Consider the following 24,724-nt stretch of genomic DNA (forward strand, 5'->3'; position numbering starts at 1 on the left):
TCAGGACAAGACTTCTGATTCAACGATCTCGGCAAGGATTTCTTCAGCCCTGGCCAGGAATCGTTCATCCCGGGGAATCTGGAAGTGACCGCAGTCGATCCGCTCACCCTGCACCGGCTGCCCCACCTGCGCAGCCAGTTCCAGCCCTTCGGCTTCGCGCCCCGGCGTCCACCAGCACGTCGGCTCCACCGCCACCGTCGGGCACCGGTCCAGTTGCAGCGACAGGTGCTTGAGGTGGCGGGCGACGCAAAAGACATGGGCCAGCTCATCGGCACCCAAGGCCAGGTAGGTGGAGGCAACGCCCTCGCCGGCCATCGCCGTCGCCAGCAACGCGCGCAGATTCGTCGCCGTTTCCTCGCCCTCGATCAACTGCGGCAACCTGGCGTCGGGCAACGTCACCCGCACGAAATCCCGCAGGTCGGCGCGCCAGTCATCCACTGCGTGGCGATCCACCGCGGCCGAAGGCACGAAGCTGTCGACCAGGCCGACGAACTCGACCTGCTGCCCTTCGCGCTCCAGTTGCGCGGCCATCAACAAGGCCAGGGTGCCACCCAGGGACCAACCCAGCAGCGAATACGGCCCTTGCGGTTGCCGTGCGCGGATCTGGGCCACGTAGGCGCTGGCCATCGCCGGCAGCGATGCGTCGCGCCACGCCGGATCCAGCAGCATCGCCGACTGCACCGCCAGCACCTGGCGCACACCGCTCAAGCGCCGCGCCAGCGGTTCATAGTCGAACACCGTGCCAAACCCGGCATGGATGCAGAACAGCGGTGCCGTGCCCCGCACCTCGGCGTTCATCGCCAACACAGTGGAAGGCGTCGAGGCTTGGCCCTGCAAACCCGCCACCAACTGGGCGATGGTCGGTTTCTGCATCAGGTCGCGCAGCTTAAGGTTCAAGCCCTGGGCCTTGAGCCCCCGACTGCGGGCCACCACTTGCAGGCTGAGGATCGAGTCACCGCCCAGTTCGAAGAAGTGATCGGTCACCCCGACCCGCTCGACTTTCAGCACGTCCTGCCAGATGTCCACCAGGGCTTTTTCAAGCGCGCTGTCCGGTGCCACGTAGCCCTGGCGCGCCGGATCGGCGCCCGGCGCCGGCAGTGCCTTGCGGTCGAGCTTGCCGTTGGGTGTCAGCGGCAGGCGTTCGAGCAGCATCAGGTGGGCCGGCACCATGTAGTCCGGCAGGCTCGCCTTGAGCTGTTCGCGCAGGCCCTCGCACCACTCCCCGGTCGATGTCGAATCGACGGGCAGCACGTAGCCGACCAATTGCTTGCCGCTGGCGCCGTCACGCGCCACCACCGCCGCGTCACGCACCCCCGGCAGTTGCTTGAGACGGGCCTCGATTTCCCCCGGTTCGATACGGAAGCCCCGGATCTTCACTTGCTGGTCGATGCGGCCCAGGTAGTCAAGGGTGCCATCCTCGCGTTGTCGCACCAGGTCGCCGGTGCGATACAGGCGGGCACCGGCGCCGCCGAATGGATCGGCGACAAAACGTTCGGCCGTGCCGCCGGCGCGCCCCAGGTAACCTCGGGCCAACGCCCCGCCCAGGTACAGCTCGCCCGCCACGCCGACCGGCAGGCGATTGAGGTCGTGGTCCAGCACGTAGCCACAACGCTGGCCGACGAGCGTGCCGATGGGAGCATACGCCGCGCCGCACGTCTGCTCGGCGCCCGCCTTCCAGATCAGCGGCGTGACCACGGTTTCGGTCGGACCGTAGCCGTTGATGATGTAGCGCGGCTTGAGGGCCCGCCTGGCCAGCTCGAAACTCGCTTGCGGCACCGCATCGCCACCGAAGCAGTAGACCCGCACCGGCGGTGGGTTGCCCTGTTGCTCGGCGTGCTCGGCCAGTTGCTGCAAATACACCGGCGGGAACGCCGCCACCGTCACGCCATGCTCATGCAAGGCGTTGAAGGTCTGCTCGGCAGTCCAGAGGCTGTCGTCGCGGATCAGCAACCGCGCACCATGGGTCAACGGGGTCAGCCAACGCTCATGGGCACCGTCGAAGGCGAACGACATGAAGTGCAACTCGCAATCGGCCGTGCTCATTTCATAACGCTGGCCGATGGCCTGGCAGTGCATCGCCAAGGCACCATGGCCCACGCCCACGCCCTTGGGCAAACCGGTGGAGCCGGAGGTGTAGATCACGTAGGCAAGGTTTTCCGGCTGCACCGTCACCTGGGGCGCCGTGCCCGGCAGGTCGTCGAGGTTCAGACGGTCCAGCGCCAGCACATGAAGATTGGCCCGGGTCGGCAATACGGCGTCCAGGCGCGAGTCGCTGAGCAACAGGGCAATGCCCGAATCGTCCATCAGGTAACTCAGGCGCTCCCGTGGATAAGTGGCGTCCAGCGGCACGTAGGCACCGCCCGCCTTGAGCACCGCCAGCAAGGCGACAATCATCTGCTCGCTGCGGGGTAAGGCCACGCCGACCCGCACGTCCGGCCCGACCCCTTCGGCTATCAGGGCGTGGGCCAGGCGATTGGCCCGGGCCTCGATCTGGCCGTAGCTGAACCGCTGGCCGTCGAAGATGACCGCCGTCTGCTCACTGTCGCGGGCAGCCCATTGGCCGATGCGCACGTGCACCGGCACTGGCACTGGCACCAGCGATGGCTCGGCCGCCTGGGCCGCCAGTGCCTGCCCGGTGACCAGGCCGAGACGGCCCAGGGGCCGTGCGGCGTCCTCGCACAGCGCCGCCAACAGCCCTTCCATGTTGGCGCGGATGCCTTCCACCGTGGCCCGGTCGAAATGCTCGCGCAGGAACATGTATTCGATCACCAGCCCGTCTTCGAGGGTGACCATCAGGTCCATCGGGAAGTTGGTCAGGCCGGCAGCGCTGCTCTCGCCAAACTTCAACGAGTCATCGCGCCACTCGCGCAGCGCCTGGTCGATGGGGTGGTTCTCGAACACGATGATGCTGTCGAACAGCGATTGCCCGGCGCGCCCGGCCCAGCGCTGGACGTCGGTCAGCGGCGTGTATTCGCGCTCGCGCATGTCCAGGTTGTAGTCCTGCAGGTCACGCAACCACGGCCCCACCGGTTGCTCGGCGCACACCTGCTTGATCACCGGCAGGGTGTTGATGAACAACCCCAGGATCGATTCCGACGCCGGCAGGCTGGCGGGACGGCCGGCCACCGTGGCACCGAACGCCACGCAACGCTGGCCGCTGTAGCGACTGAGCAGCACCAGCCAGGCGCCTTGCACCAAGGTATTGAGGGTGACTTGCTGGTCCCTGGCAAACGCTTTGAACTGTTCGGTCCGGGCTTCGCCCAGGCGGCTGTAGAGCGCCTCATGCCCCCTGCCCTGCCCTTCTTCTTTGCGCGGCACGGCGTCGGCCAGGTAGGTCGGTTCGTCGAGGTCGGCCAGGTGCCGGCGCCAGAAACGTTCCCCGCCGCTGGCATCCTGCTGGGCGAGCCAGTTGATGTAGTGACGGTACGGCACCGCCTCGGGCAGATCGCGCCCCGAGTAGAGGCTGAGCACCTCACCGATCAACTGCGAACTGCTCCAGCCGTCGATCAGGATGTGGTGGTAGGTCCAGATCAGTTGATAGCTGTCCGCGCCGATCCGCACCAGCAGCAGGCGCTGCAACGGTGGGCGATCCAGGTCGAAGCCCCGGGCCCGCTCACGGTCGGCCAGGTGTTGCAGGGCTTGGGCCGAAACGTCCTGCTCGCGCCAGTCCAGCAGGCTGATGGGCAACGGCGCATCGGCGAGGACGAACTGCAACGGCTCGGCCATGTCCTGCCAGAGGAAACCGCTGCGCAGGATGTCATGGCGCCGGCTCACCGCCTCCCAGGCAGCCTGGAAACGCGCCGGCTCCAGGCCCTGGACCGGGATGCTCAACTGGTTGATGTACAGGTCGGCTTCCGGCGAATTCAAGCCGAGGAACAACATGCCCTGTTGCATCGGGGACAGACGGTACAACCCGCCCAACTGCCCTTGCGGCAGCGGCAACTGGCGCACCTGCTGCTCGGTCAGGCCGTGCAGCGGCATGTCCACCAGGGCGCTGGCCGCCGAAGTGACAGGTTCCGCCGACATGACCCGCTCGGCCAGTTGGCGGACGGTGGGGTGCTGGAAGATGTCTTTCGGACTCAGGTCGATGCCCTGTTCACGGGCGCGGCTGACCACCTGGATCGAGATGATCGAGTCGGCGCCCAGATTGAAGAAATTATCCGTGACGCCAACGGATTCGACGCCCAACACGCCCTGCCAGATCTGCACCAGCGTGCGCTCGGTGGCATTGGCCGGCGCCACGTGCTCTGCGGCGGCCAGCTCCAGGGCCGGCAGGCGCTTGCGGTCGAGCTTGCCGTTGGGGCTCAGCGGCATCTGCGCCAGCCATACGCGGTGTGCCGGGACCATGTAGTCCGGCAGGCTTTCCCCCAGCCAGGCGTCGAGTTGCCCATTGAGTGGGGGATGGCGTGCCGGCTCGGCCGGATCGACGGCCACCAGGTAGGCCACCAGTTGCTGGCTGCCCGCTACGTCACACGCCACGACGACCGCTTCACGCACTGCCGCATGGGCCATCAGCCGCGCCTCGATTTCCCCCAGCTCAATGCGCAGGCCGCGCAACTTGACCTGATGGTCGATGCGACCGACGTACTCTATCACCCCGTCGGCGCGATACCGCGCCAGGTCACCGGTGCGGTACAGACGCTGGCCGCCGCCCAACGGGCTGGCGACAAAACGCTCGGCGCTCAGGCCCGGGCGACGGTGGTAACCCCTGGCCAGGCCCACGCCGCCCAGGTACAACTCGCCGGCCACGCCGACCGGCAACGGGTTCAGGCCGCTGTCGAGGATATGGGTCGACAGGTTGGCAATCGGCTGGCCGATGGGCACGCTGTCGCGGCCTTCTTCGCGGCAGGTCCAATGGGTGACGTCGATGGCCGCCTCGGTCGGGCCGTACAGGTTGTACAACCCGGCCCCCGGCAGCTTGGCGAACACCTGCACCTGCACCTGCACCGGCAGTGCCTCACCGCTGCAAACGATGCGGGTCAGGCTGGTGCAACGCTGGACGTCGGCAGCCTGCAAGAACGCCTGGAGCATCGACGGCACGAAGTGCAGCGTGCTGACCTGCTCGCGCTCGATCAACTCAATCAGCCGCGCCGGATCCCGATGAGCCCCGGGCGCCGCGACCACCAGCCGCGCACCGACCATCAGCGGCCAGAAGAACTCCCACACCGACACGTCGAAACTGAACGGGGTCTTCTGCAAGACCGTGTCCGCCGGCGTCAGCCCGTAGGCCTGTTGCATCCACACCAACCGATTGACCAGCGCCCGGTGGGCATTGCCGGCGCCCTTGGGCTGGCCGGTGGAACCGGAGGTGTAGATCACGTAGGCCAGGTTCTCCGGCTGCACCGCCACCTCGGGGTTCGCCCTCGGGTAGGCGTCGAAGGCCTCGCCCGCGGGTGTCAGGCACAGGCTTGGCAAGCCCTGGGGCAGCGGCAAGGCGTCGAGCACCTGCGGCTGGGTCAGCAGCAGGCCGATGCCGCTGTCCTGGATCATGTAGCCGAGCCGCTCACGCGGGTACTCCGGGTCCAGCGGCACATAGGCGCCGCCGGCCTTGAGGATCCCCAGCAGACCGACCACCATTTCCAGGCTGCGCTCCATTGCGATGCCGACCAGCGTGTCCGGCCCGACCTGACGCTCGATCAGCGCGTGGGCCAGTTGGTTGGCCCGTTCGTTGAGCTGGCGGTAGTCCAGTGCCTGGTCGCCGAACACCAGGGCAATGGCGTCGGGCGTGCGCAGGGCCTGGGCCTGGATCAGACGGTGCACGCCCTGGTCCAGGGCGAACGGCTGGGCAGTGGCGTTCCACTGTTCGATCACTTGCACCTGCGCACTGTCCAGCAACGCCAGTTCGCCCAGGGTCGTCTCGGCCGACTGGGTCATTTGCCGCAGCAGGTTGCCCAACAGGCTGCTCAACTGCTCGACCACGCCCTCGGCGAACGCTTCGCGTCGATAGCTGTACTGCAACGCCAGGGTCTCACCGGCGTTGACCACCACGGTCAGCGGGTAGTTGGTCTGTTCGTGATTCTGGATGTGGCTGAAGCGCAGTTGCCCGGGGGCGCCCTGCTCCAGCGCCTGGGACACCGGGTAGTTCTCGAACACCAGGATGTTGTCGAACAACGCCTCACCGTTCTGGCCGGCCCAGCGCTGGATGTCGAACAACGGCGTGTGCTCATGTTCACGCAGCGCCAGGTTCTGCGCCTGGACACTCTGCAACCACTGGCCCACGGTCTGCGCCGGCAGCGGGCTGGCGATCACCGGCAAGGTGTTGATGAACAGGCCAATCTGCTGCTCGACCCCGGCCAGTTCGGTCGGACGGCCGGCCACGGTGGCACCGAACGCCACGGTCTGCTGCCCGGTCAGGCGTTGCAGCAACAACAGCCACGCGGCCTGGACCAAGGTGTTGAGGGTGACCTTCTGCTGGCGGGCGAACTCACTCAACAGGCGCGTCTGCAGCGCATCGATCAGTTGATGACGCTCGCCATGGCCCTCACGCGGCTGATCGTCGGCGGGCCGCTGGATCGCGTGGGCCAGGCGTGTCGGCTCTTGCAGATCGGCCAGTTGGCTGGCCCACCAGGCCTGGCTGAGCTGCGGATCCTGGCGCTGCAACCAGTCGATGTAGTCGCGATAGCGCCCCGCCGTGGCCGGCACCGGCTGGCCGGCGTAGCGCTGCAACACTTCGCCCAGCAGCTGCGAGTTGCTCCAACCGTCCATCAGGATGTGGTGGTTGGTGTAGATCAGGTGGCAACGCCGCTCATCCAGTTGCACCACCGTCATGCGCAGCAACGGCCCCTGGGTCAGGTCGAAGCCCCGGGCCTGTTCGGTCTCGGCCAGTGCGTCGAGGCCGGCGTGGGTGTCGCCGCGCTCACGCCAGTCGAGCACGGTGAACGGCATCGCCAGTTGCTTGTGCACCACTTGCACGGCCCGCTCCAGTCCTTGCCAGACGAAGCTGGTGCGCAGGATGTCGTGACCCTCCACGGCGGCCTGCCAGGCCTGCTGGAAGCGTTGCGGGTCCAGGCCTTCGACGTCGAGGCGCACCTGGTTGATGTAGTCGCCGGCGGCGTGTTCATAGAGGCTGTGGAACAGCATGCCCTGCTGCATCGCCGACAGCGGGTAGACATCGACCACCTGCCGCGCCGGCATCGGCAACCCGTCGAGCTGCGCCTGGGTCAGGCCGGCCAGGGGGAAATCCGATGGCGTCAGGCCGACGCTGCCAGGCTTCATGCAATGGCCGATCAACAGCGCCAACTCCTGGGCGTACTCGTCCGCCAGGCGTTCGAGGGTCGCGAGGTGGAAGCGCTCGCGACTGAAGTTCCAGGCAATGCTCAGTTCGCCGCCATAGACCTGGCCGTTGAGGGTCAGCCAGTTGCCCATCGGCGCATCGGCGCTCTGGTCGAGGCCGGCGTTTTCCTGGGCCGGAGTGAACAACGCGCCGTCATCGCCGGCGAAACTGCCGTCGAACTGGCCGAGGTAGTTGAAGGTGATGCGCGGCGTGGGCAGGTTGGCAAAAGCTTGCCGGGTGGACGCATCGCCGAAGTGGCGCAGCACGCCAAAGCCGATGCCCTTGTTCGGGATCGAGCGCAACTGTTCCTTGATCTGCTTGATCGATTCGCCCGGCCCTTCCAGCGGGGTCAGGCACACCGGGAACAGGCTGGTGAACCAGCCCACCGTGCGCGTCAGGTCGATGTCGTCGAACAGCGCTTCGCGGCCGTGGCCCTCCAGTTGGATCAGCACCGAAGGTTGCCCGGTCCAGCGCCCGATCACCCGCGCCAGCGCGGTCAACAGCAGGTCGTTGACCTGGGTGCGGTAGGCGCTCGGCGCCTCTTGCAGCAGTTGGCGGGTCAGGTTCGCATCGAGGCGAGTCACGACCGTGGCTTGCAGCCGGTTCTGCTGGCCGGCGTCGAGACGCTCGCACGGCAGGTCGTTGCCGCAGGCACCCAGGCCGTCCAGCCAGTACGCCCGCTCCTGCTGCAACGCCGGGCTGGCGGCGTAGCGCTGCAACCGTTCGCTCCAGTCCTTGAAGGCATGGGTCTTGACCGGCAGTTTCAAGGCTTGGCCCTGGTGCACCTGTTGATAAGCGTTTTGCAGGTCTTCCAGCAGAATGCGCCAGGACACGCCGTCCACCACCAGGTGATGAATCACCAGCAACAGACGCTGGCTGCCGTCGGCAAGGTTGGCCAGCACCGCCCGCAGCAGCGGGCCGTCTTGCAGGTCAAGGCTGCGCTGGGCCCGGTTGCCCAACGTTTCCAGTTCCGCGCTGTCGGCCACGTCGGCCTGCCACAGCCAATCGTCGGATGGCTGCTCAAGGGGTCGATACACCGCCACCCAGCCGGATGGCTGCTGGGTAAAGCCCAGGCGCAGCGCGTCGTGGTGATTGACCAGGGCACGCAGCACCTGTTCGAGCTTGTCCGCCTCCAGGGCGATGCGAGGCTTGAGCAGCACCGACTGGTTCCAGTGATGACGCGTGGGGATCGCCTCGTCGAAGAATTGCTGCTGGATCGGCAGCAGCAACGCCGGCCCCTCGACCGGTTGCTGGTCAATCCCGGCCTGATCGTCCTCCAGCGTCGCCACCAGGGCCAGGCGCCGCACGCTCTGGTGCTGGAACAGGTCTTTGGGGCTGAGGCGAATACCGGCCTGGCGGGCACGGCTGACCACCTGGATCGAGATGATCGAGTCGCCGCCCAGCTCGAAGAAGTTGTCGTCCAGGCCCACTTGCGGCCGTTTCAACACCTCTTGCCAGAGGCTTGCCAGACGCTGCTCCAGCTCGCTTTGCGGGGCCTGGTAAGCCTGCGTCACGGTGCCGGTGTCCGGCGACGGCAATGCATTGCGGTTGAGCTTGCCGTTGGCGGTCAGCGGCAGTTGCTCCAGCAGCACCAGGTGCGCCGGCAGCATGTGCTCGGGCAAGGTCGCCCGGAGTTCGGCGCGCACTGCATCGCGCCACTGGCCTTGGCGCGACGGGTCGCCCGCCAAGGTGGCGTCGGTCGGCACTAGGTAGGCCACCAACTGCGGCCCGCTCAGGCCGGGTACCGCCAGCACGGCCGCGGCACGGATCGACGCCAATGCCAGGAGCCGGGCTTCGATTTCCCCCAGTTCGATGCGGAAGCCGCGGATCTTCACCTGATGGTCGATGCGCCCGACGTATTCGATCACGCCATCGGCGCGGCAGCGCGCCAGGTCGCCGGTGCGATACAGCCGGCCGCCCTCGCCGCCGAACGGGTCGGGGACAAAGCGCAGGCAGGTCAGGTCGGCACGGTTCAGGTAGCCCCGCGCCAGGCCCGCGCGGCCGATGTACAACTCGCCAATGCACCCGGCGGCCACCGGGTTCAGGTCGCCGTCGAGCAAGTACCACGACAGGTCGCCAATCGGCTCGCCGATCGGGCTGCTGACGTCGCGCTGCAAATCGGCTTCGCCCAGCGGACGGTAGGTCACGTGGACCGTGGTCTCGGTGATGCCGTACATGTTGATCAGTCGCGGCGCGCGGTCGCCGAAGCACTCGAACCATGGCCGCAGGTGCTTGACGTCCAGCGCCTCGCCGCCGAACACCACATAACGCAGCGCCAGGGCTTGCGCATCCGTGGCTGAGGCGCAAGCCACCTGCATCAGCGGCTTGAACGCCGACGGGGTCTGGTTCAGCACGGTGACGCCTTCGCGGCAGAGCAAGGCATGAAACTCTTCCGGCGAACGGCTGGTGTCGTACGGCACCACCACCAACCGGCCGCCGTACAGCAACGCACCGAAGATTTCCCAGACCGAGAAGTCAAACGCAAAGGAATGGAACAGGGTCCAGACGTCGTGTGCGCCAAACTCGAACCACTGCGCGGTGGCCTCGAACAGCCGCAGCACATTGTGATGGGCCAGCAACGTGCCCTTCGGCTGCCCGGTGGAACCGGAGGTGTAGATCACGTAGGCCAGGTTGTCCGCAGACATGGCCACGCCCGGGTTGGCGTCGCTGTAGCCAAGCGGATCCTCATCCACCAGCAGGCTGCGCACGCTGTCGGGCACCGGCAAACGGTCGAGCACCTGGGCCTGGGTCACCAGCAGCCCGATCCCGCTGTCGGCGATCATGTAGGCCAGGCGTTCCTCGGGGTAGCTGGGGTCCAGCGGCACATAGGCGCCGCCGGCCTTGAGGATGGCCAGCAGCCCCACCACCAGCTCCAGGCCGCGCGCCATGCCCAGCCCGACGCGCACGTCCGGCCCGACACCGGCCTCGATCAGCCGATGGGCCAGGCGATTGGCCCGGGCATTGAGCTGGTGATAGCTCAGGTGCTGGTCCAGATGACTCAACGCAATGGCGTCGGGGGCTCGCAGGGCCTGGGCCTCGATCTGCTGGTGCAGGCATTCATGGCTCGGGAAATCCGCCCGTTGCGGGTTCCACAGGCCCAACATGGCCTGCTGTTCGGCAGCATCGAGCAGCGGCACCTGGCTGATGCGTTGTCCACAGTCGGCGACCAGCGCCTGGAGCAGGTTCGTCCAGTGCCGGCCCAGGCGTTCGATGGTCGCGGCCTCGAACAGGTCGGTGGCGTAAGTCAGTTCGGCCCAGAGCTGGTCCGCCGATTCGTAGGTGTCCAGGGTCAGGTCGAACTTGGCGGTGTCGCTGTCCCAGGTCAGGGCCTGGACATCGACGTGCGCCAATTGCGCCACCGAACCGCGGGGCTGGCGCGCCTGGTGGTTGTGCAACACCTGGAACAGCGGACTGTGGCTGAGGCTGCGCTCCGGTTGCAGCGCGTCCACCAGTTGTTCGAACGGCAAGTCCTGGTGGGCCTGGGCCCCGAGCACGTTGTCGCGCACCTGCTGCAACAGGCTACGCAGGCTTTGCTGGCTGTCGATGTCGGCCTTGAGCACCTGGGTGTTGACGAAGAAGCCGATCAGCCCTTCGGTTTCGACCCGGTTACGGTTGGCCACGGGCACGCCAACGCGAATGTCGGGCTGGCCGCTGTAGCGATGCAACAGGGTCTGGAACGCCGCCAGCAACACCACGAACAAGGTGACGTTTTCCCGCTGGGCCAGTTGCTTGAGGTCGGCGGCCAGGGAGGCACTCAAGGGCACTTGCAAGCGTGCGCCGCGATGGCTTTGTTCGGCCGGTCGCGGCCGGTCGGTGGGCAATTCCAGCAACGGTGGGTTATCACCCAGGCGTTGGGTCCAGTAGCTCAACTGACGCTCGCGCTCACCGGCGTCCATCCAATGTCGCTGCCACGCGGCATAGTCGGCGTACTGCACCGCCAGCGCTGCCGAAGCCAGTGCCTGGCCAGTGCTGAAGGCGGCGTAGGTGTCCATCAGCTCATCGACCATGACCTGCATCGACCAGCCATCGGAGACGATGTGGTGCTGGGTCAGCACCAGCACGTGGTCCTCAGCCGCCAGACGCATCAGCGTGACCCGCATCAGCGGGCCCTGGTGCAGATCGAACAGGCCGCGGGTTTCTTCCGCCACCCGCATCAAGAGCGCCGCGTCGTCGAGGTCGGCGGGCAACGCCTGCACAGCGATGTCCAGCGAGGCAACCGGGTCGATGGTCTGCCACGCCTGCCCATCGTGCTCGACGAAGCGCGTGCGCAAGGATTCGTGACGGGCCAGCAGCGCATCGAAACTGCGCTGCAACGCCGGCAGGTCCAGCACCCCGCGCAGGCGCAACGCCGCCGGGATGTGATAGGCGGTGCTGGTGGGCTCCAGTTGCCAGAGAAACCATTGGCGCTCCTGGGCATACGACAACGGCATCAACGGCTGTCGCGGCAACGCCACCAGCGGCGGCTCCCGATGCGCTTGCTCCACGCCCAGGGCCGCGACGAAATCCCTGAGCACGCTGTGTTCGAACAAGGTGCGCAGCGGCACCTGGACCTTCAACGCCTGGCGCACCCGGGTCATCACCTGGGTGACCAGCAACGAGTGGCCACCGAGCTCGAAGAAGTGGTCGTCCAAGCCCACCCGCTCAAGCTTGAGCACGTCTTGCCAGATGCCGGCCACGATGTGCTGGGTGGCGCTGCGGGGGGCCGCGTAGGTGCCTTGCGACGGGCTGGCTTGCGGGGCCGGCAGCGCCTTGCGATCGACCTTGCCGTTGGGGGTCAGCGGCAGGTTCGCGAGGAACACCAGGTGCGCCGGAACCATGTATTCCGGCAACTGCGCCTTCAACGCGGCCTTGATGTCGTTGCGCAGCGCCTGTTGGTTTTGCGCATCCGGCATGGCCTGGTCACGGGGCACCACATAGCCCACCAGTTGCGCACCGGTCGCCCCTTCGTGGGCCACCACCACGCTTTCACGCACCTGGGCGAGGGCCAGCAGCGCCGCCTCGATTTCGCCCAGTTCGATGCGCAGGCCACGGATCTTCACCTGATGGTCGATGCGGCCGATGTACTCGACCACGCCTTCGGCCCGATAACGGGTCAGGTCACCGGTGCGGTACAGGCGCGCGCCGGTGCGGGAGAATGGGTCCGGCACGAAGCGCTCCGCCGTCAGGGCCGGGCGCTGGAAATAGCCGCGGGCCAGGCCGTCGCCGCCGATCAGCAACTCACCGGGAGCGCCGGGCGGGTTGAGCGCCAGGTCGCTGCCGACGACGTACAGCGCGGTATTGTCCAGGGGGGTGCCGAGGAACGGCCGGCTGTTGTCCAGGCTCAGCGGGTGCACGACCGACCAGATCGTGGTCTCGGTCGGGCCGTAGAGGTTCCAGACCTTCGGCGACAGGGCCAGCAGTCGTTGCGCCAACGCCAGCGGCAAGGCTTCGCCGCCGCACAGCAAGGTGCGTCCGGCCAGTCGTGCCGCGTGTTCATGGTCCAGCAACATGCGCCAGCTCGATGGCGTGGCTTGCAGCACCGTCACAGCGTGGCGCTCGACCAGCGCCAGCACCGCTTGCGGGTCCTGGTGAACATGCTGCCCGGTCAACACGACGCAGGCCCCGGCGGACAACGGCCCGTAGATTTCCAGTCCAAAGATATCGAACGAAAACGTCGTCAGCGACAGCATGCGGTCGCTGGCGTCCAGGCCCGGCCGGGCGATCATGCTGCTGATGAAGTTGCCCAGCGCGCCATGGCGCACCATCACGCCCTTGGGCTTGCCGGTGGAGCCGGAGGTGTAGATCACGTAGGCCAGGTGCTCGGCATTCAGCGACACTACCGGACAGGTGTGCGGAGCCTGCTGCAACGCCGCGTCGGGCTGGTCGAGCAACAGCGTCGGCAAGCCGGCCGGAATCGGCAGCACGCCTTGCAGGCGGGCCTGGGTCAACAGCAACCGCAAGCCACTGTCCTCGATCATGTAGGCCAGACGATCCTCGGGGTACGCCGGGTCCAGGGGCACGTAGGCGCCCCCGGCCTTGAGGATCGCCAGCAGGCCGACAATCATCTCGGCGCTGCGCTCCACCGCGATGCCCACCGGCTGGTCGGGCGTCACGCCCAGCGCAATCAGCCGATGGGCGAGCTGGTTGGCGCGCGCCTCCAGTTGGCCGTAGGTCAGGACCTGCTCTTCGACGATCAAGGCGACCGCCTCCGGCGTGCGGCGTGCCTGTTCGGCGATGCGCTGGTGCACGCAGGCCGCGTCGCCATGCTCGACCGTGCGCAACCAATCCTGCCGGGCCACTTGCTGCTGGGCCGCATCGAGCAGCGGCAGTTCGCCGATGCGTTGCTGCGGCGTCTCGACGATGCCGCGCAACAGGTTCAGCCAGTGCCCGGCCAGACGCTCGATGGTCCGGGCGTCGAACAGGTCGGTGGCATAGGTCAGTTCGGCGGCAACGCCCTGCTCGGTTTCATAGGTGCCCAGGGTCAGGTCGAACTGAGCGGTGCGCCCTTCCCACACCAGGTCCTCGATGCTCAGTTGCGGCAGTTGCCGTTGCCGGGCCTGTTCTGCGCTGGCGCTCTGGTGGTTGAACATGACCTGGAAGATCGGGCTGTGGCTGAGGCTGCGCTCCGGTTGCAGGGCTTCGATCAATTGCTCGAACGGCAGGTCCTGGTGCGCCTGGGCGGCCAGGGCCGACTGCTTGACCTGGTCGAGCAGCCGGTCGAACGGCAACTGCCCGTCGACCTCGGCACTGAGCACCTGGGTGTTGACGAAGAAACCGATCAGGCCTTCGGTCTCGACCCGGTTGCGGTTGGCCACCGGCACGCCGACGCGAATCTGCGACTGGCCGCTGTAGCGGTGCAGCAGTGCCTGGAACGAGGCCAGCAGCACCATGAACAGGCTGGCCCCTTCGCGCTGGGCCAACTGCTTGAGGGCCGCGCCCAGCGCGGGTGGCAGGTTCAGGTCCAGGCGGGCGCCGCGAAAGCTTTGCACGGGCGGGCGTGGCCGATCGAGGGGCAGCTCCAGTACAGGTTGTTCACCACCCAGGGTCTCGACCCAGTAGGCCAGTTGCCGCTCACGCTCACCGGCCTCGAGCCAGTGCCGCTGCCAGATCGCGTAGTCGGCGTATTGCACCGGCAGTTCCGGCAACGCCAGGGCCGCATCGGCACCGTCGGCGGCCGTGAGGAACGCATAGTGGCGCACCAGTTCATCCACCAGCACCTGCATCGACCAGCCATCGGAAATGATGTGATGCTGGATCAACACCAGCACATGGTCGTCCTCGCCGACTTCCAACAGCGACACCCGCAGCAATGGCCCCTGGCGCAGATCGAAGGGACGCGCGGTTTCATCTTCGACGAAAGCCTTGATGCTCTCGTCCTCGCTGGCCGGCGCACCGCCCGCCAATGACTCGATCGCAATGCGCAGCGACAGGTGCGGGTGGATCACCTGCACAGTCTGCTCGCCGTGTTCGATGAAGGTGGTGCGCAGGCTCTCGTGGCGCTCGACCACGGCGTTGAAGCTGCGCTCCAGGGCCGGAACGTCGAGGCGGCCCTTGAGGCGCAAGGCCGTGGGGATGTGATACGCCGGGCTGTGGGGGTCCATCTGCCACAGGAACCACTGGCGCTCCTGGGCGTAGGACAGCGCGATGTGCTCGAACCCGGAACGCACCTCGGGAATCGGCAGGTTGGCCGGCGAGACGCCCTCTTCGAGCATCTTCTCCAGGTACAGCCTGCGTTTGTCCAGCGGCAGAGTGATAAAGCGCTTGGCAATCCTCAAAGCAACACTCTTGTCCATCAGACTTCCTCCATTTCATCAAGCAGGGCTTCCAGCTTGTTCAGTTTCTGTTCATTGATTGGCCCGTCCGCGGTGTCCAGTTGCGCGACAAACGCCTTGAGGACGGGGTGCTGGAAAATCAGTTGCGGGGTCAGGCTCAGCCCCAGTTCGAGGGCCATGCGCGAGACGGCATTGACCGCCAGCAGCGAATGGCCGCCCAACTCGAAGAAGTGATCGTCGCGGCCAACACGCTCCACCGTGAGCACCTGGGCCCAAATCGCGGCCACCTGCTGTTCGAGTGCGCTGGCCGGCGCGACATAACCGGCCTGGGACAGGCCAGCGTCCACCGCCGGCAACGCCTTGCGGTCGAGCTTGCCGTTGGGGGTCAGGGGCAGTTGGTCGAGGAACAGCAGGTGGGCCGGGATCATGTAGTCGGGCAAATGGGCCTTGAGGCCGGCCTTGAGTTGATCGCGCAAGCTGCGCGCCTGCTCGCTGGCGTCCCGGTCGAGTGCCGGGACGACCACGTAGGCCACCAGTTGCGGGCCGCCCGGAGCGTCCTGGGCCAACACCGCCACTTCGCGCACCTGGGGTTGCTGCTGCAGCCGCGCTTCGATTTCCCCCAGCTCGATGCGGAACCCGCGGATCTTCACCTGATGGTCGATACGGCCCAGATATTCGAGCACGCCATCGACGCGATAACGGCACAGGTCGCCGGTGCGATACAACCGCTCGCCCGCAGTGGAAAACGGATGGGGCACGTACTTCTCGGCGGTCAGCGCAGCCCGACCCAGGTAACCCCGGGTGATGCCTGCGCCGCTGAGGTACAGTTCCGCCGAAACACCTTGGGGCACCGCTTGCAGGTCGGCATCCAGCAGGTAACTGGCGGTGTGCTTGAGCGGGCGGCCGATGTTCGCCGTGCCACCGACGGTGCGCCGGGTCCAGGTGGAATAGGTGGTGTCCTCAGAGGGGCCGTAGAGGTCGTAGACATGCTCAAGGGTCGGCGACTCATACAGCGCCTCCACCAGGCTTTGCTTCAGCGGCTCTCCCGCCAGGTTGATGATCCGCACACTGGCCGGAATCTCACCGCTGCGCTGCAACGCGGCAATCGCCGACGGCACCGTGTTGATCAAACGCACCTGATCCCGGGCCGGCAGTTGCGGCAGCTCCAGCGCATTGCGGGCGATGATCAGCGAGCCACCGTTGGCCAGGGTCACGAACAGCTCCCACACCGACAAGTCGAAGCACACCGAGGTGGACGCCAGCACACCCTGGATATCTTCGCGACGGTACACCGCGCGCGACCAATCGATCAGCGCCAGCACGTTGCGATGAGCAATCGCCACGCCTTTGGGCAGGCCGGTGGAGCCGCTGGTGTAGATCACATAGGCCAGGTTGTCCGGGGTCACGCCGGTGTGGGGGGCAGCGAGGGAATAACCGTCCAGGTCGAGGCGGTCGAGCATCAGCACCGCCGTCGCCTCAGGCACCGACAAGGTCGCCGCCACTGCCTGTTCAGTCAGCAGTACCCGCGCACGGCTGTCGTCGAGCATGTAAGCCACGCGCTCGGCCGGGTAATCCGGATCGAGAGGCACGTAAGCACCACCGGCCTTGAGCACCGCCAGCAAGGCGATCAGCAACTGCTCGGAACGCGGCATCGCGACGCCGACGCGGACTTCCGGGCCAACGCCCAATTCGATGAGCTTGTGGGCCAGGCGATTGGCACGGCCATCCAGCTCGCTGTAGCTCAGTGACGTGTGGGCGAAGGTCACGGCCAAGGCATCCGGCGTGGCTACCGCTTGACGGGCGATCACCTGGTGAATGCACAGGCTGTGCTCGAACGACCCATCGACCGGGTTCCAGTCGTGGATCAGGCGTTGGTACTCGTCGGCTTCGAGCAGTGTCAGCTCAGCCAGCCGGCGCTCGCCGCCATCGACCATCTGCGCCAACAGTTGCGCCAGGTGCGCGGCCAGTCGCGTGACGGCGGCCGGCTCGAAACTCGAGCGCTGGTAACTCAGGTGCACCGACAGTTGCCGCTCCAGGCTCACCAACAGCGTCAGCGGGTAGCTGGTTTGCTCCCGGGTGGCCGCCGGGCCGAAGCGCAAGCCGTCCGGCGCGCCCTGTTCCAGGGCCTGGGCAATCGGGTAGTTCTCGAACACCAGCAGGCTGTCGAACAACGCTTCACCGCCCTGCCCGGCCCAGCGCTGGATGTCCAGCAACGCCGTGTGCTCGAATTCGCGCAGGGCCAGGTTCTGCTCTTGCACCGCGTGCAGCCAACTGTCCAGGGTCTGCTCGGCCCGTGGGCTGGCGATCACCGGCAGGGTGTTGATGAACAGGCCTATTTGCTGCTCGATGCCGGGCAACTGCGCCGCACGCCCGGCCACGGTGGCGCCGAAGGCCACGGTGTCCTTGCCGGTGTAACGCTGCAACAGCAGCAGCCAGGCGGCCTGCACCAGTGTGTTGACGGTGACTTTCGAGGCGCGGGCAAAGGCCTCCAGGCGCCGGGTCAGCGCTTCGTCCAGGCCATGCACGTGATCGCCATACCCCGTCTCATCCATCGCCGGTTTTGCCAGCACCTCGGCCAGCCGGGTCGGCGTCTCCAGGCGGCGCAGGGCCGGCGTCCAGAACGCCTCGCTGGCCGTCACGGCCTGGCGTTGCAGCCAGGCGATGTAATCGCGGTAGCGGCTGACCGGCACGGGCACGTCCTGGCCGCTGTAGCGTTGCAGCACTTCGCCGAGCAATTGCGAGTTGCTCCAGCCGTCCATGAGGATGTGGTGATGGCTGTAGATCAGGTGATAGCGCTGTGCGTCGAGGCGCACGATCGCCAGCCGCAGCAGCGCCGGCGCGCCCAGGTCCAGTTGCCGGCGTTCGGCCTCGGCCAGGGCCGCCACGGTTTCATCGCGCTGCGGATCGTTGCGCAAGTCGTGCAGGCAGTAAGGCAATGCCAGGTGTTTGCTGACCACCTGCACCGGATCAGGCAGGTCGCCTTGCCAGACGAAACGCGTGCGCAGGATGTCATGGGCGTCCACTGCCGCCTGCCATGCCTGGTGGAAGCGGTCCGGGTCCAGGCCTTCGACGTCCAGGCGCAACTGGTTGATGTAGGCGCCGCTGGCCTGGCCATAGACGCTGTGGAACAGCATGCCCTGTTGCATCGGCGACAACGGATAGAGGTCGGCGATCTGCGCCGCCGCCATCGGCAGGCCGTCCAGTTGTCGCTGGTCCAGGCGAGCCAGCGGGAAGTCCGACGGCGTGACGCCGCCATGGGTGCCGTCACAGCAATGCTCGATCAGCCCTTGCAGCTCCCGGGCGTAGTCATCGGCCAGGGCCTGCACGGTGGCCGCGTCGAACTGCTCGCGGCTGAAGGTCCAGCCCAGGTTCAGTTCGCCGCCAAACACCTGGCCGTTGAGGGCAAGGGTGTTGGACAACGGCGCATCGGCGTGCAACTCGTCGCCGGCGCCTTCGCTGGCCGGCACGAACAAGGCGCCGTGCGCCTCATCGAAACTGGCGTCGAACTGGCCCAGGTAATTGAAGGTCAGGCCCGGCGTGGGCAGCCCGGCCAGGCAGGCTTGCGCCGTGGCATCCCCTAGTTGAGCCAGGGCCCCGAAGCCCAGGCCCTTGTTCGGGATCGAGCGCAGTTGCTCCTTGACCTGTTTCAGTGAATCCCCCAGGTCCGCCGTCGGCGTCAGGCGGGCCGGGTACAGGCTGGTGAACCAGCCGACGGTACGGGTCAGGTCGACGTCGGCGAACACCGCTTCGCGGCCATGGCCTTCGAGCTGGATCAATGCGCTGTCGGTGCCGGTCCAGCGCACCATCACCCGGGCCAACGCGGTCAGCAGCAGATCGTTGACCTGGGTGCGATACGCCTTGGGCGCGTCCTGCAGCAATTGGCGGGTCAGCGCTGCGTCAAGGCGAGTACGCACGGTGAGGGCGTGGCGGTTCGGCCGTCCGCCCTGGGGATTGTCCAGCGGCAACCGGCCGTCAGCACCGTCGAGGTGCGCCTGCCAGAACGCCAGTTCCTCCTGTAATGCGGCACTGCGGGCGTAGCCTTGCAAACGGTCGGCCCAGGCTTGTGCCGAGGTGGTTTTCGCCGGCAGTTGCAGCGCCTGGCCGGCAGACAACTGACGGTAGGCGCTCTGCAGGTCTTCCAGCAAAATCCGCCACGACACACCGTCCACCACCAGGTGATGGATCGCCAGCAGCAGGCGCTGGGTGCCATCGGCGAGGGTCGTCAGCGCGGCCCGCAACAACGGCCCGGCTTGCAGGTCCAGGCTGCGTTGCACTTCGTTGGCCAGGTGTTCCAACGCCGCGGCATCGGCCACCTCCGCCACCCACAGCAGACCCTCGGACTGCTGGGCCAGCGACCGATAGCTGGCCTGCCAACCTTTGCCGTCATCGGCAAAGCTCAAGCGCAGGCCGTCGTGATGCACCACCAGGGCGTCCAGGGCCTGCTCCAGCGCACGGGCGTCCAGAAGCTGGGTCGGCTTGAGCAACACCGACTGGTTCCAGTGCTGGCGCTCGGGGATCGACTCCTGGAAAAACAGCCGCTGCACCGGCAGCAGCGTCAGCTCGCCGGTCACCGGCCCCTGGTCGACCCCTTGCGCGGTTTCGCCCTGGCGCGCCATCGCGGCCAACGCTTCGATGGTCTGGAGCTGGAACAAATCCTTGGGCGTGAAGTGAATCCCGAGCTGGCGGGCGCGGCTGACCACCTGGATCGAAACGATGGAATCGCCACCCAGCTCGAAGAAATTGTCCCGCAGGCCCACCTGCCCCAGCTTGAGCACGTCCTGCCAGATGGACGCCAATTGCTGTTCCAGCAGGCTGCGCGGCGCCACGTAGGCGTGTTGCAGTTGGCTGACGTCGGGCTTGGGCAGGTTCTTGCGATCGAGCTTGCCGTTGGGGGTCAGCGGCAGGCGTTCGAGCACCAGCAGATAGGCCGGGACCATGTGCGCCGGCAGGCTCGCCTTGAGCTGCGCGCGCAGGTGTTCGGCGAACGCTTCGTCCCGAGGGGCTGGCGCGTCGGCGACCACGTAGGCAACCAGGCGTTTGCCGCTGCCGGCGGTGCCTTCCTGGGCCACCACGACCGCCTCGCGCACGCCGGCCAACGCTTGCAGGCGGGCTTCGACCTCGCCCAGCTCGATACGGAAGCCGCGGATCTTCACCTGGTTGTCGATACGATCCAGGTAATCGAAGGTCCCGTCGGCGCGCTGGCGCACCAGGTCACCGGTGCGGTACAGCAGGCCGCCGCGGCCACCAAACGGATCGGCGACAAAGCGCTCGGCGGTCAGGCCCGGACGGTTCAGGTAACCCCGGGCCAGCCCGCTGCCGCCCAGGTACAGCTCACCGGCCAGGCCTTGGGGCAACAGGTTCAGGTCGGCGTCCAGCACGTAGGCGCTGCGATCGCCGATGCGGCTGCCGATGGGCGCGTAAGCGGCGCCACAGCTCACCTCGCGGCCGGCCTTCCAGATCAGCGGCGTGACCACGGTTTCGGTCGGGCCGTAGCCGTTGATGATGCAGTCCGGGTCCAGGGCGCGCTTGACCCGCTCGAAACTGGCGTTGGGCACCGCGTCGCCGCCGAAGCAGTAGATGCGCACCTTCGGTGGGTTGCCTTCGCGCTCAGCGTGTTCGGCCAACTGTTGCAGGTACACCGGCGGGAACGCCACCACCGTCACGCCGTGTTCACGCATGGCGTTGTAGGTCTGCTCCGGGGTCCACAGGCTGTCGTCGCGAACCAGCAGCGAAGCGCCGTGGGTCAGGCTGGTGAGCCAGCGTTCATGGGCGCCGTCGAAGGCGAAGGACATGAAGTGGAACTCGCAATCGCTGGCCAGCATCTCATAGCGCTCGCCGATGGCCTGGCAGTGCATCGCCAGCGGACCATGGGCCACGCTCACCCCTTTGGGGTTGCCGGTGGAACCGGAGGTGTAGATCACGTAGGCAAGGCTTTGCGGATCGATGGACACGACAGGGGCGTCCATCGGTTGCCGGCTCAGGTCGAGGCCATCGAGTTCCAGCACCTGGGCGACGCCTTCGAGGGGCAGTTGCGCCGACACCCGGGAATCGGTGAGCAACAGCGCCAGCCCGCAATCCTCGATCAGGTAGGCCAGGCGCTCACGGGGATAACCGGTGTCCAGCGGCACATAGGCAGCACCGGCCTTGAGCACCGCCAGCAGTGCGACGATCACCCCTTCGCTGCGCGGCAAGGCAACGCCGACCCGGCTTTCCGGGCCGACGCCACGAGCCATCAAGGCATGGGCCAATTGGTTCGCCCGGCGATCGATGTCGCCGTAGCTGAACGATTCGCCGTCGAACTTCACCGCCGTACGCTGCGGGCTCAACGCGGCCCACTGGGCGATGCGCTGGTGCACGGCGACGTCGGTCGGGTACGGCTGTGGCGCATTGGCCGCCAATTGTCGGGCCTGCTCTTCGGCGCTGACCAGGGCAATGTCCCCCAGTTGGCGCACGGCTGACTCGGCGAAGCGCTCCAGCAGATGCACCAGTTGGGCGGCGATGCCCTCGATGGCGGCCAGGCTGAACTGCATGCGGTCGAAACACAGGTGCAACGCCAGCGTCTGGCCGAGGGTCACGGCCACGCTCAACGGATAATGGGTCTGCTCCAGGTGGCTGACCTCGCCGAACACCACACCGTCTTCGGCACCTTGTTGCAGGGCCTGGGCAATCGGGTAGTTCTCGAACACCAGGATGTTGTCGAACAGTGCCTCGCCGCCCTGCCCGGCCCAGCGCTGGAGATCGGCCAGGGGCGTGTGCTCGTATTCACGCAGGCTCAGGTTCTGCGCCTGCACGGCTTGCAACCAGGCCGCGACCGACTGGTCCGGGCGCGGCGCGGCGATCACCGGCAAAGTGTTGATGAACAGGCCGACCTGCTGCTCGATGCCCGGCAGTTCCATCGGACGTCCGGCCACGGTGGCGCCGAAGGCCACGCTGGCATGGCCGGTGTAGCGCTGCAGCAGCAACAGCCACGCCGCCTGCACCAGGGTGTTGAGGGTGACTTTCTGCGCGCGGGCGAATTGTTCCAGGGCCTGGGTTCGCGGGGCATCCAGGGTCAGGTAATGATCGCCATGACCACTCTCGGCTTCAGCGCCGGGCAGCACCCGCGCCAACCGCGTCGGCTCTTGCAAGGTGGCCAGTTGCGCCGTCCAGAACGCTTCACTCTGGTGCGCGTCCTGGCGTTGCAGCCAGGCGATGTAGTCGCGATAGCGTCCGCCACTGGCCACGACTGGGCGAGCGCTGTAGCGCTGGAGCACTTCACCCAGCAATTGGACGTTGCTCCAGCCGTCCATCAGGATGTGGTGATGGGTGTAGATCAGGTGCCAACGATCGGCAGCGGTCTGCACCAGCACCAGGCGCAGCAACGGCGCCTGGGCCAGGTCGAAACCCTCCCGGCGTTCGGCTTCGGCGCGTTCATCCAGGGCATCGGCCAGCCGCTCGTGCCCGCGCCAGTCGAGGTGCGTGAACGGCAATTGGACCTGGCGCAGGACGATCTGCACCGGCTGTTCGAGGTCACCCTGCCAGGCAAAGCCGCTGCGCAGGATGTCGTGGGCCTGGAGCGTGGCCTGCCAGGCCTGGCGAAACCGTTGCGGATCGATGCCGTGCACGTCCACCCGCAACTGGTTGATGTACGCCCCCGCCGTCTGCTCGTACAGGCCGTGGAATAACAAGCCCTGCTGCATCGGCGAGAGCGGGTAGAGATCGTCCAGTTGCCCGGCGTCCACCGGCAGGCTGTCGAGCTGCGCCTGGGTGATCCGCGCCAGGGGGAAGTCCGACGGGGTCGCTTGCGGCGCTTGCAGGCCACAGCAATGCTCGATCAGCGCGCTCAGCTCGGCGCGATACGCCGCCGCCAGGGTTTCGATGGTCTGGTGCTTGAACATCCGCTCGCTGAAGCCCCAGTTCAGCGTCAGCTCGCCGCCGTAGACCTGGCCTTCGACCGTCAACCAGTTCGCCAGCGGCGCCCGGGCATGCTGGGCGGCACCGCTGCCTTCGCTGGACGGCACGAACAGCGCGCCGTCGTCGAACTGACGGTCGAACTGGCCCAGGTAGTTGAACGTGATGCGCGGCGCCGCCAGGGCCGCCAGCTCGGCGCGCACCGCCGGTTCGCCCAGATAGCGCAGCACGCCATAACCCAGGCCCTTGTCCGGCACGGCGCGCAGTTGCTCCTTGATGGCCTTGAGCGAGGCGCCCAGTTCGGCGGCCGGTCGCAGGCTGACCGGGAACAGGCTGGTGAACCAGCCGACGGTGCGGGTCAGGTCAACGCCGTCGAACAGGTCTTCGCGGCCATGCCCTTCCAGTTGGATCAGCGCGTGGTCCTGACCGGTCCAACGGCACAGAGTGCGCGCCAGGGCGGTCAGCAACAGGTCGTTGACCTGAGTACGGTAGGCCTTGGGGGCCTGTTGCAGCAGTTGGCGCGTCTGTTCGGCGTCCAGCTTCACCTGGACCTTGCGCTCGTCGCGAGCCTGCAGGGCCACCTGCGGGTAGTCACACGGCAAGTCATTGCCGGTGCCCGCCTGGGCACGCCAGTAGTCGAGGCTGTGCATGAACCGGTCGAGGTCGCCGTGCAGCCGGCTCGACCACGCCCCGTAGGCGCTGGTCCTCGCGGGCGCCTGGAGCGGCTGGCCGGCATGTAGCTGGCCGTAGAAACGTTGCAGGTCGTCCAACAGCACGCGCCAGGAAACACCGTCCACCACCAGGTGATGAATTGCTAGCAACAGGCGCTGGCTGCCGTCGGCCATGTCCACCAGCAACGCCCGCATCAATGGCCCGTCTTCCAGGTCCAGGCTGCGCTGGGCGTCATCACACAGGGCGTTGAGCTGTTCCACCGAGCTCGCCTGGCGTTGCCACAATAGGCTGGCCGCCGACGGTTCGACATAGGCCTGCTGCCACTGGCCATTCACCTGGGTGAAACGCAGGCGCAAGGCGTCGTGATGCCCGGTCAGGTGAGTCAGGGCCATGTCCAGTGCAGGTGCGTCGAGCCATTGGCTCGGCACCAGCAACAGCGACTGGTTCCAGTGTTGGCGTTCGGGGATGTCACGCTCGAAGAACCAATGCTGCACCGGGGTCAACGGCACCACGCCCGTGGCCGGGCCCTGCTCGACCACTTGCGGGTCGCCCGCGCCTGCCACCTGCGCCAGGCTACGCAGGGTCTGATGTTGAAACAGCGCCTTGGGGTTGAGCGTGATTCCGGCCTGCCGCGCGCGGCTGACCACTTGCATGGAGACGATAGAGTCGCCGCCCAACTCGAAGAAGTTGTCGTCCAGGCCGATCTCGGCGAGGTTCAGCACCGACTGCCAGATCGCCGCCAGGTTTTTCTCAACGGGGCTGCGCGGCGCCACGAACGCGCGCTGCTGGTCGCTGCCGTCCACGGCTGGCAGCGCCTTGCGGTCGAGTTTGCCGTTGGGGGTCAGGGGCAGGCGTTCCAGGAACACCAGGTACGTCGGCACCATGTAGTCCGGCAAGTGTTCGCGCAAGGCAACCTTGAGGGTTTCGCGCAGGTGCACCTGGGCTTCGGCCTGGGTCAGCACGGCAGCGTCGCTCGGCACGATGAACGCCGCCAGTTGCTGGCCCTGCTCGCTGTCCTGGACCAGCACCGCCAGCTCGCGCACCTGGGGCTGCTGCAACAGCCGCGCTTCGATCTCCCCCAGCTCGATGCGGAACCCGCGGATCTTCACCTGATGGTCGATACGGCCCTGGTATTCGA

General features: G+C 66.9%; 2 protein-coding genes (1 of these 2 cut by a window edge). Both read right to left on the reverse strand.

What is annotated here, in order from left to right; translation table 11 throughout:
• On the reverse strand, positions 1 to 15,045 hold the full coding sequence (locus V3H56_RS18395; RefSeq protein WP_338473733.1) for a non-ribosomal peptide synthase/polyketide synthase: 15,045 nt from the start codon (positions 15,043 to 15,045) through the stop codon (positions 1 to 3).
• Positions 15,045 to 24,724: the 3' portion of a non-ribosomal peptide synthase/polyketide synthase gene (locus V3H56_RS18400; protein ID WP_338473734.1), read on the reverse strand. Its footprint extends 2,674 nt past the window's final position; the window shows 9,680 of its 12,354 coding nt (coding positions 2,675-12,354); its start codon lies off the right edge, out of view — the gene reads right to left on this strand; the stop codon is at positions 15,045 to 15,047. The genes V3H56_RS18395 and V3H56_RS18400 overlap by 1 nt, the downstream gene beginning before the upstream one ends.

The sequence above is a fragment of the Pseudomonas sp. MS646 genome (assembly GCF_036693845.1).
Classification (GTDB): domain Bacteria; phylum Pseudomonadota; class Gammaproteobacteria; order Pseudomonadales; family Pseudomonadaceae; genus Aquipseudomonas; species Aquipseudomonas chlororaphis_E.

What these genes read in the sequence shown, in the direction of transcription:
- V3H56_RS18395 (WP_338473733.1), bottom strand. Translation starts at nt 15,045, where the DNA reads ATGGACAAGAGTGTTGCTTTGAGGATTGCCAAGCGCTTTATCACTCTG.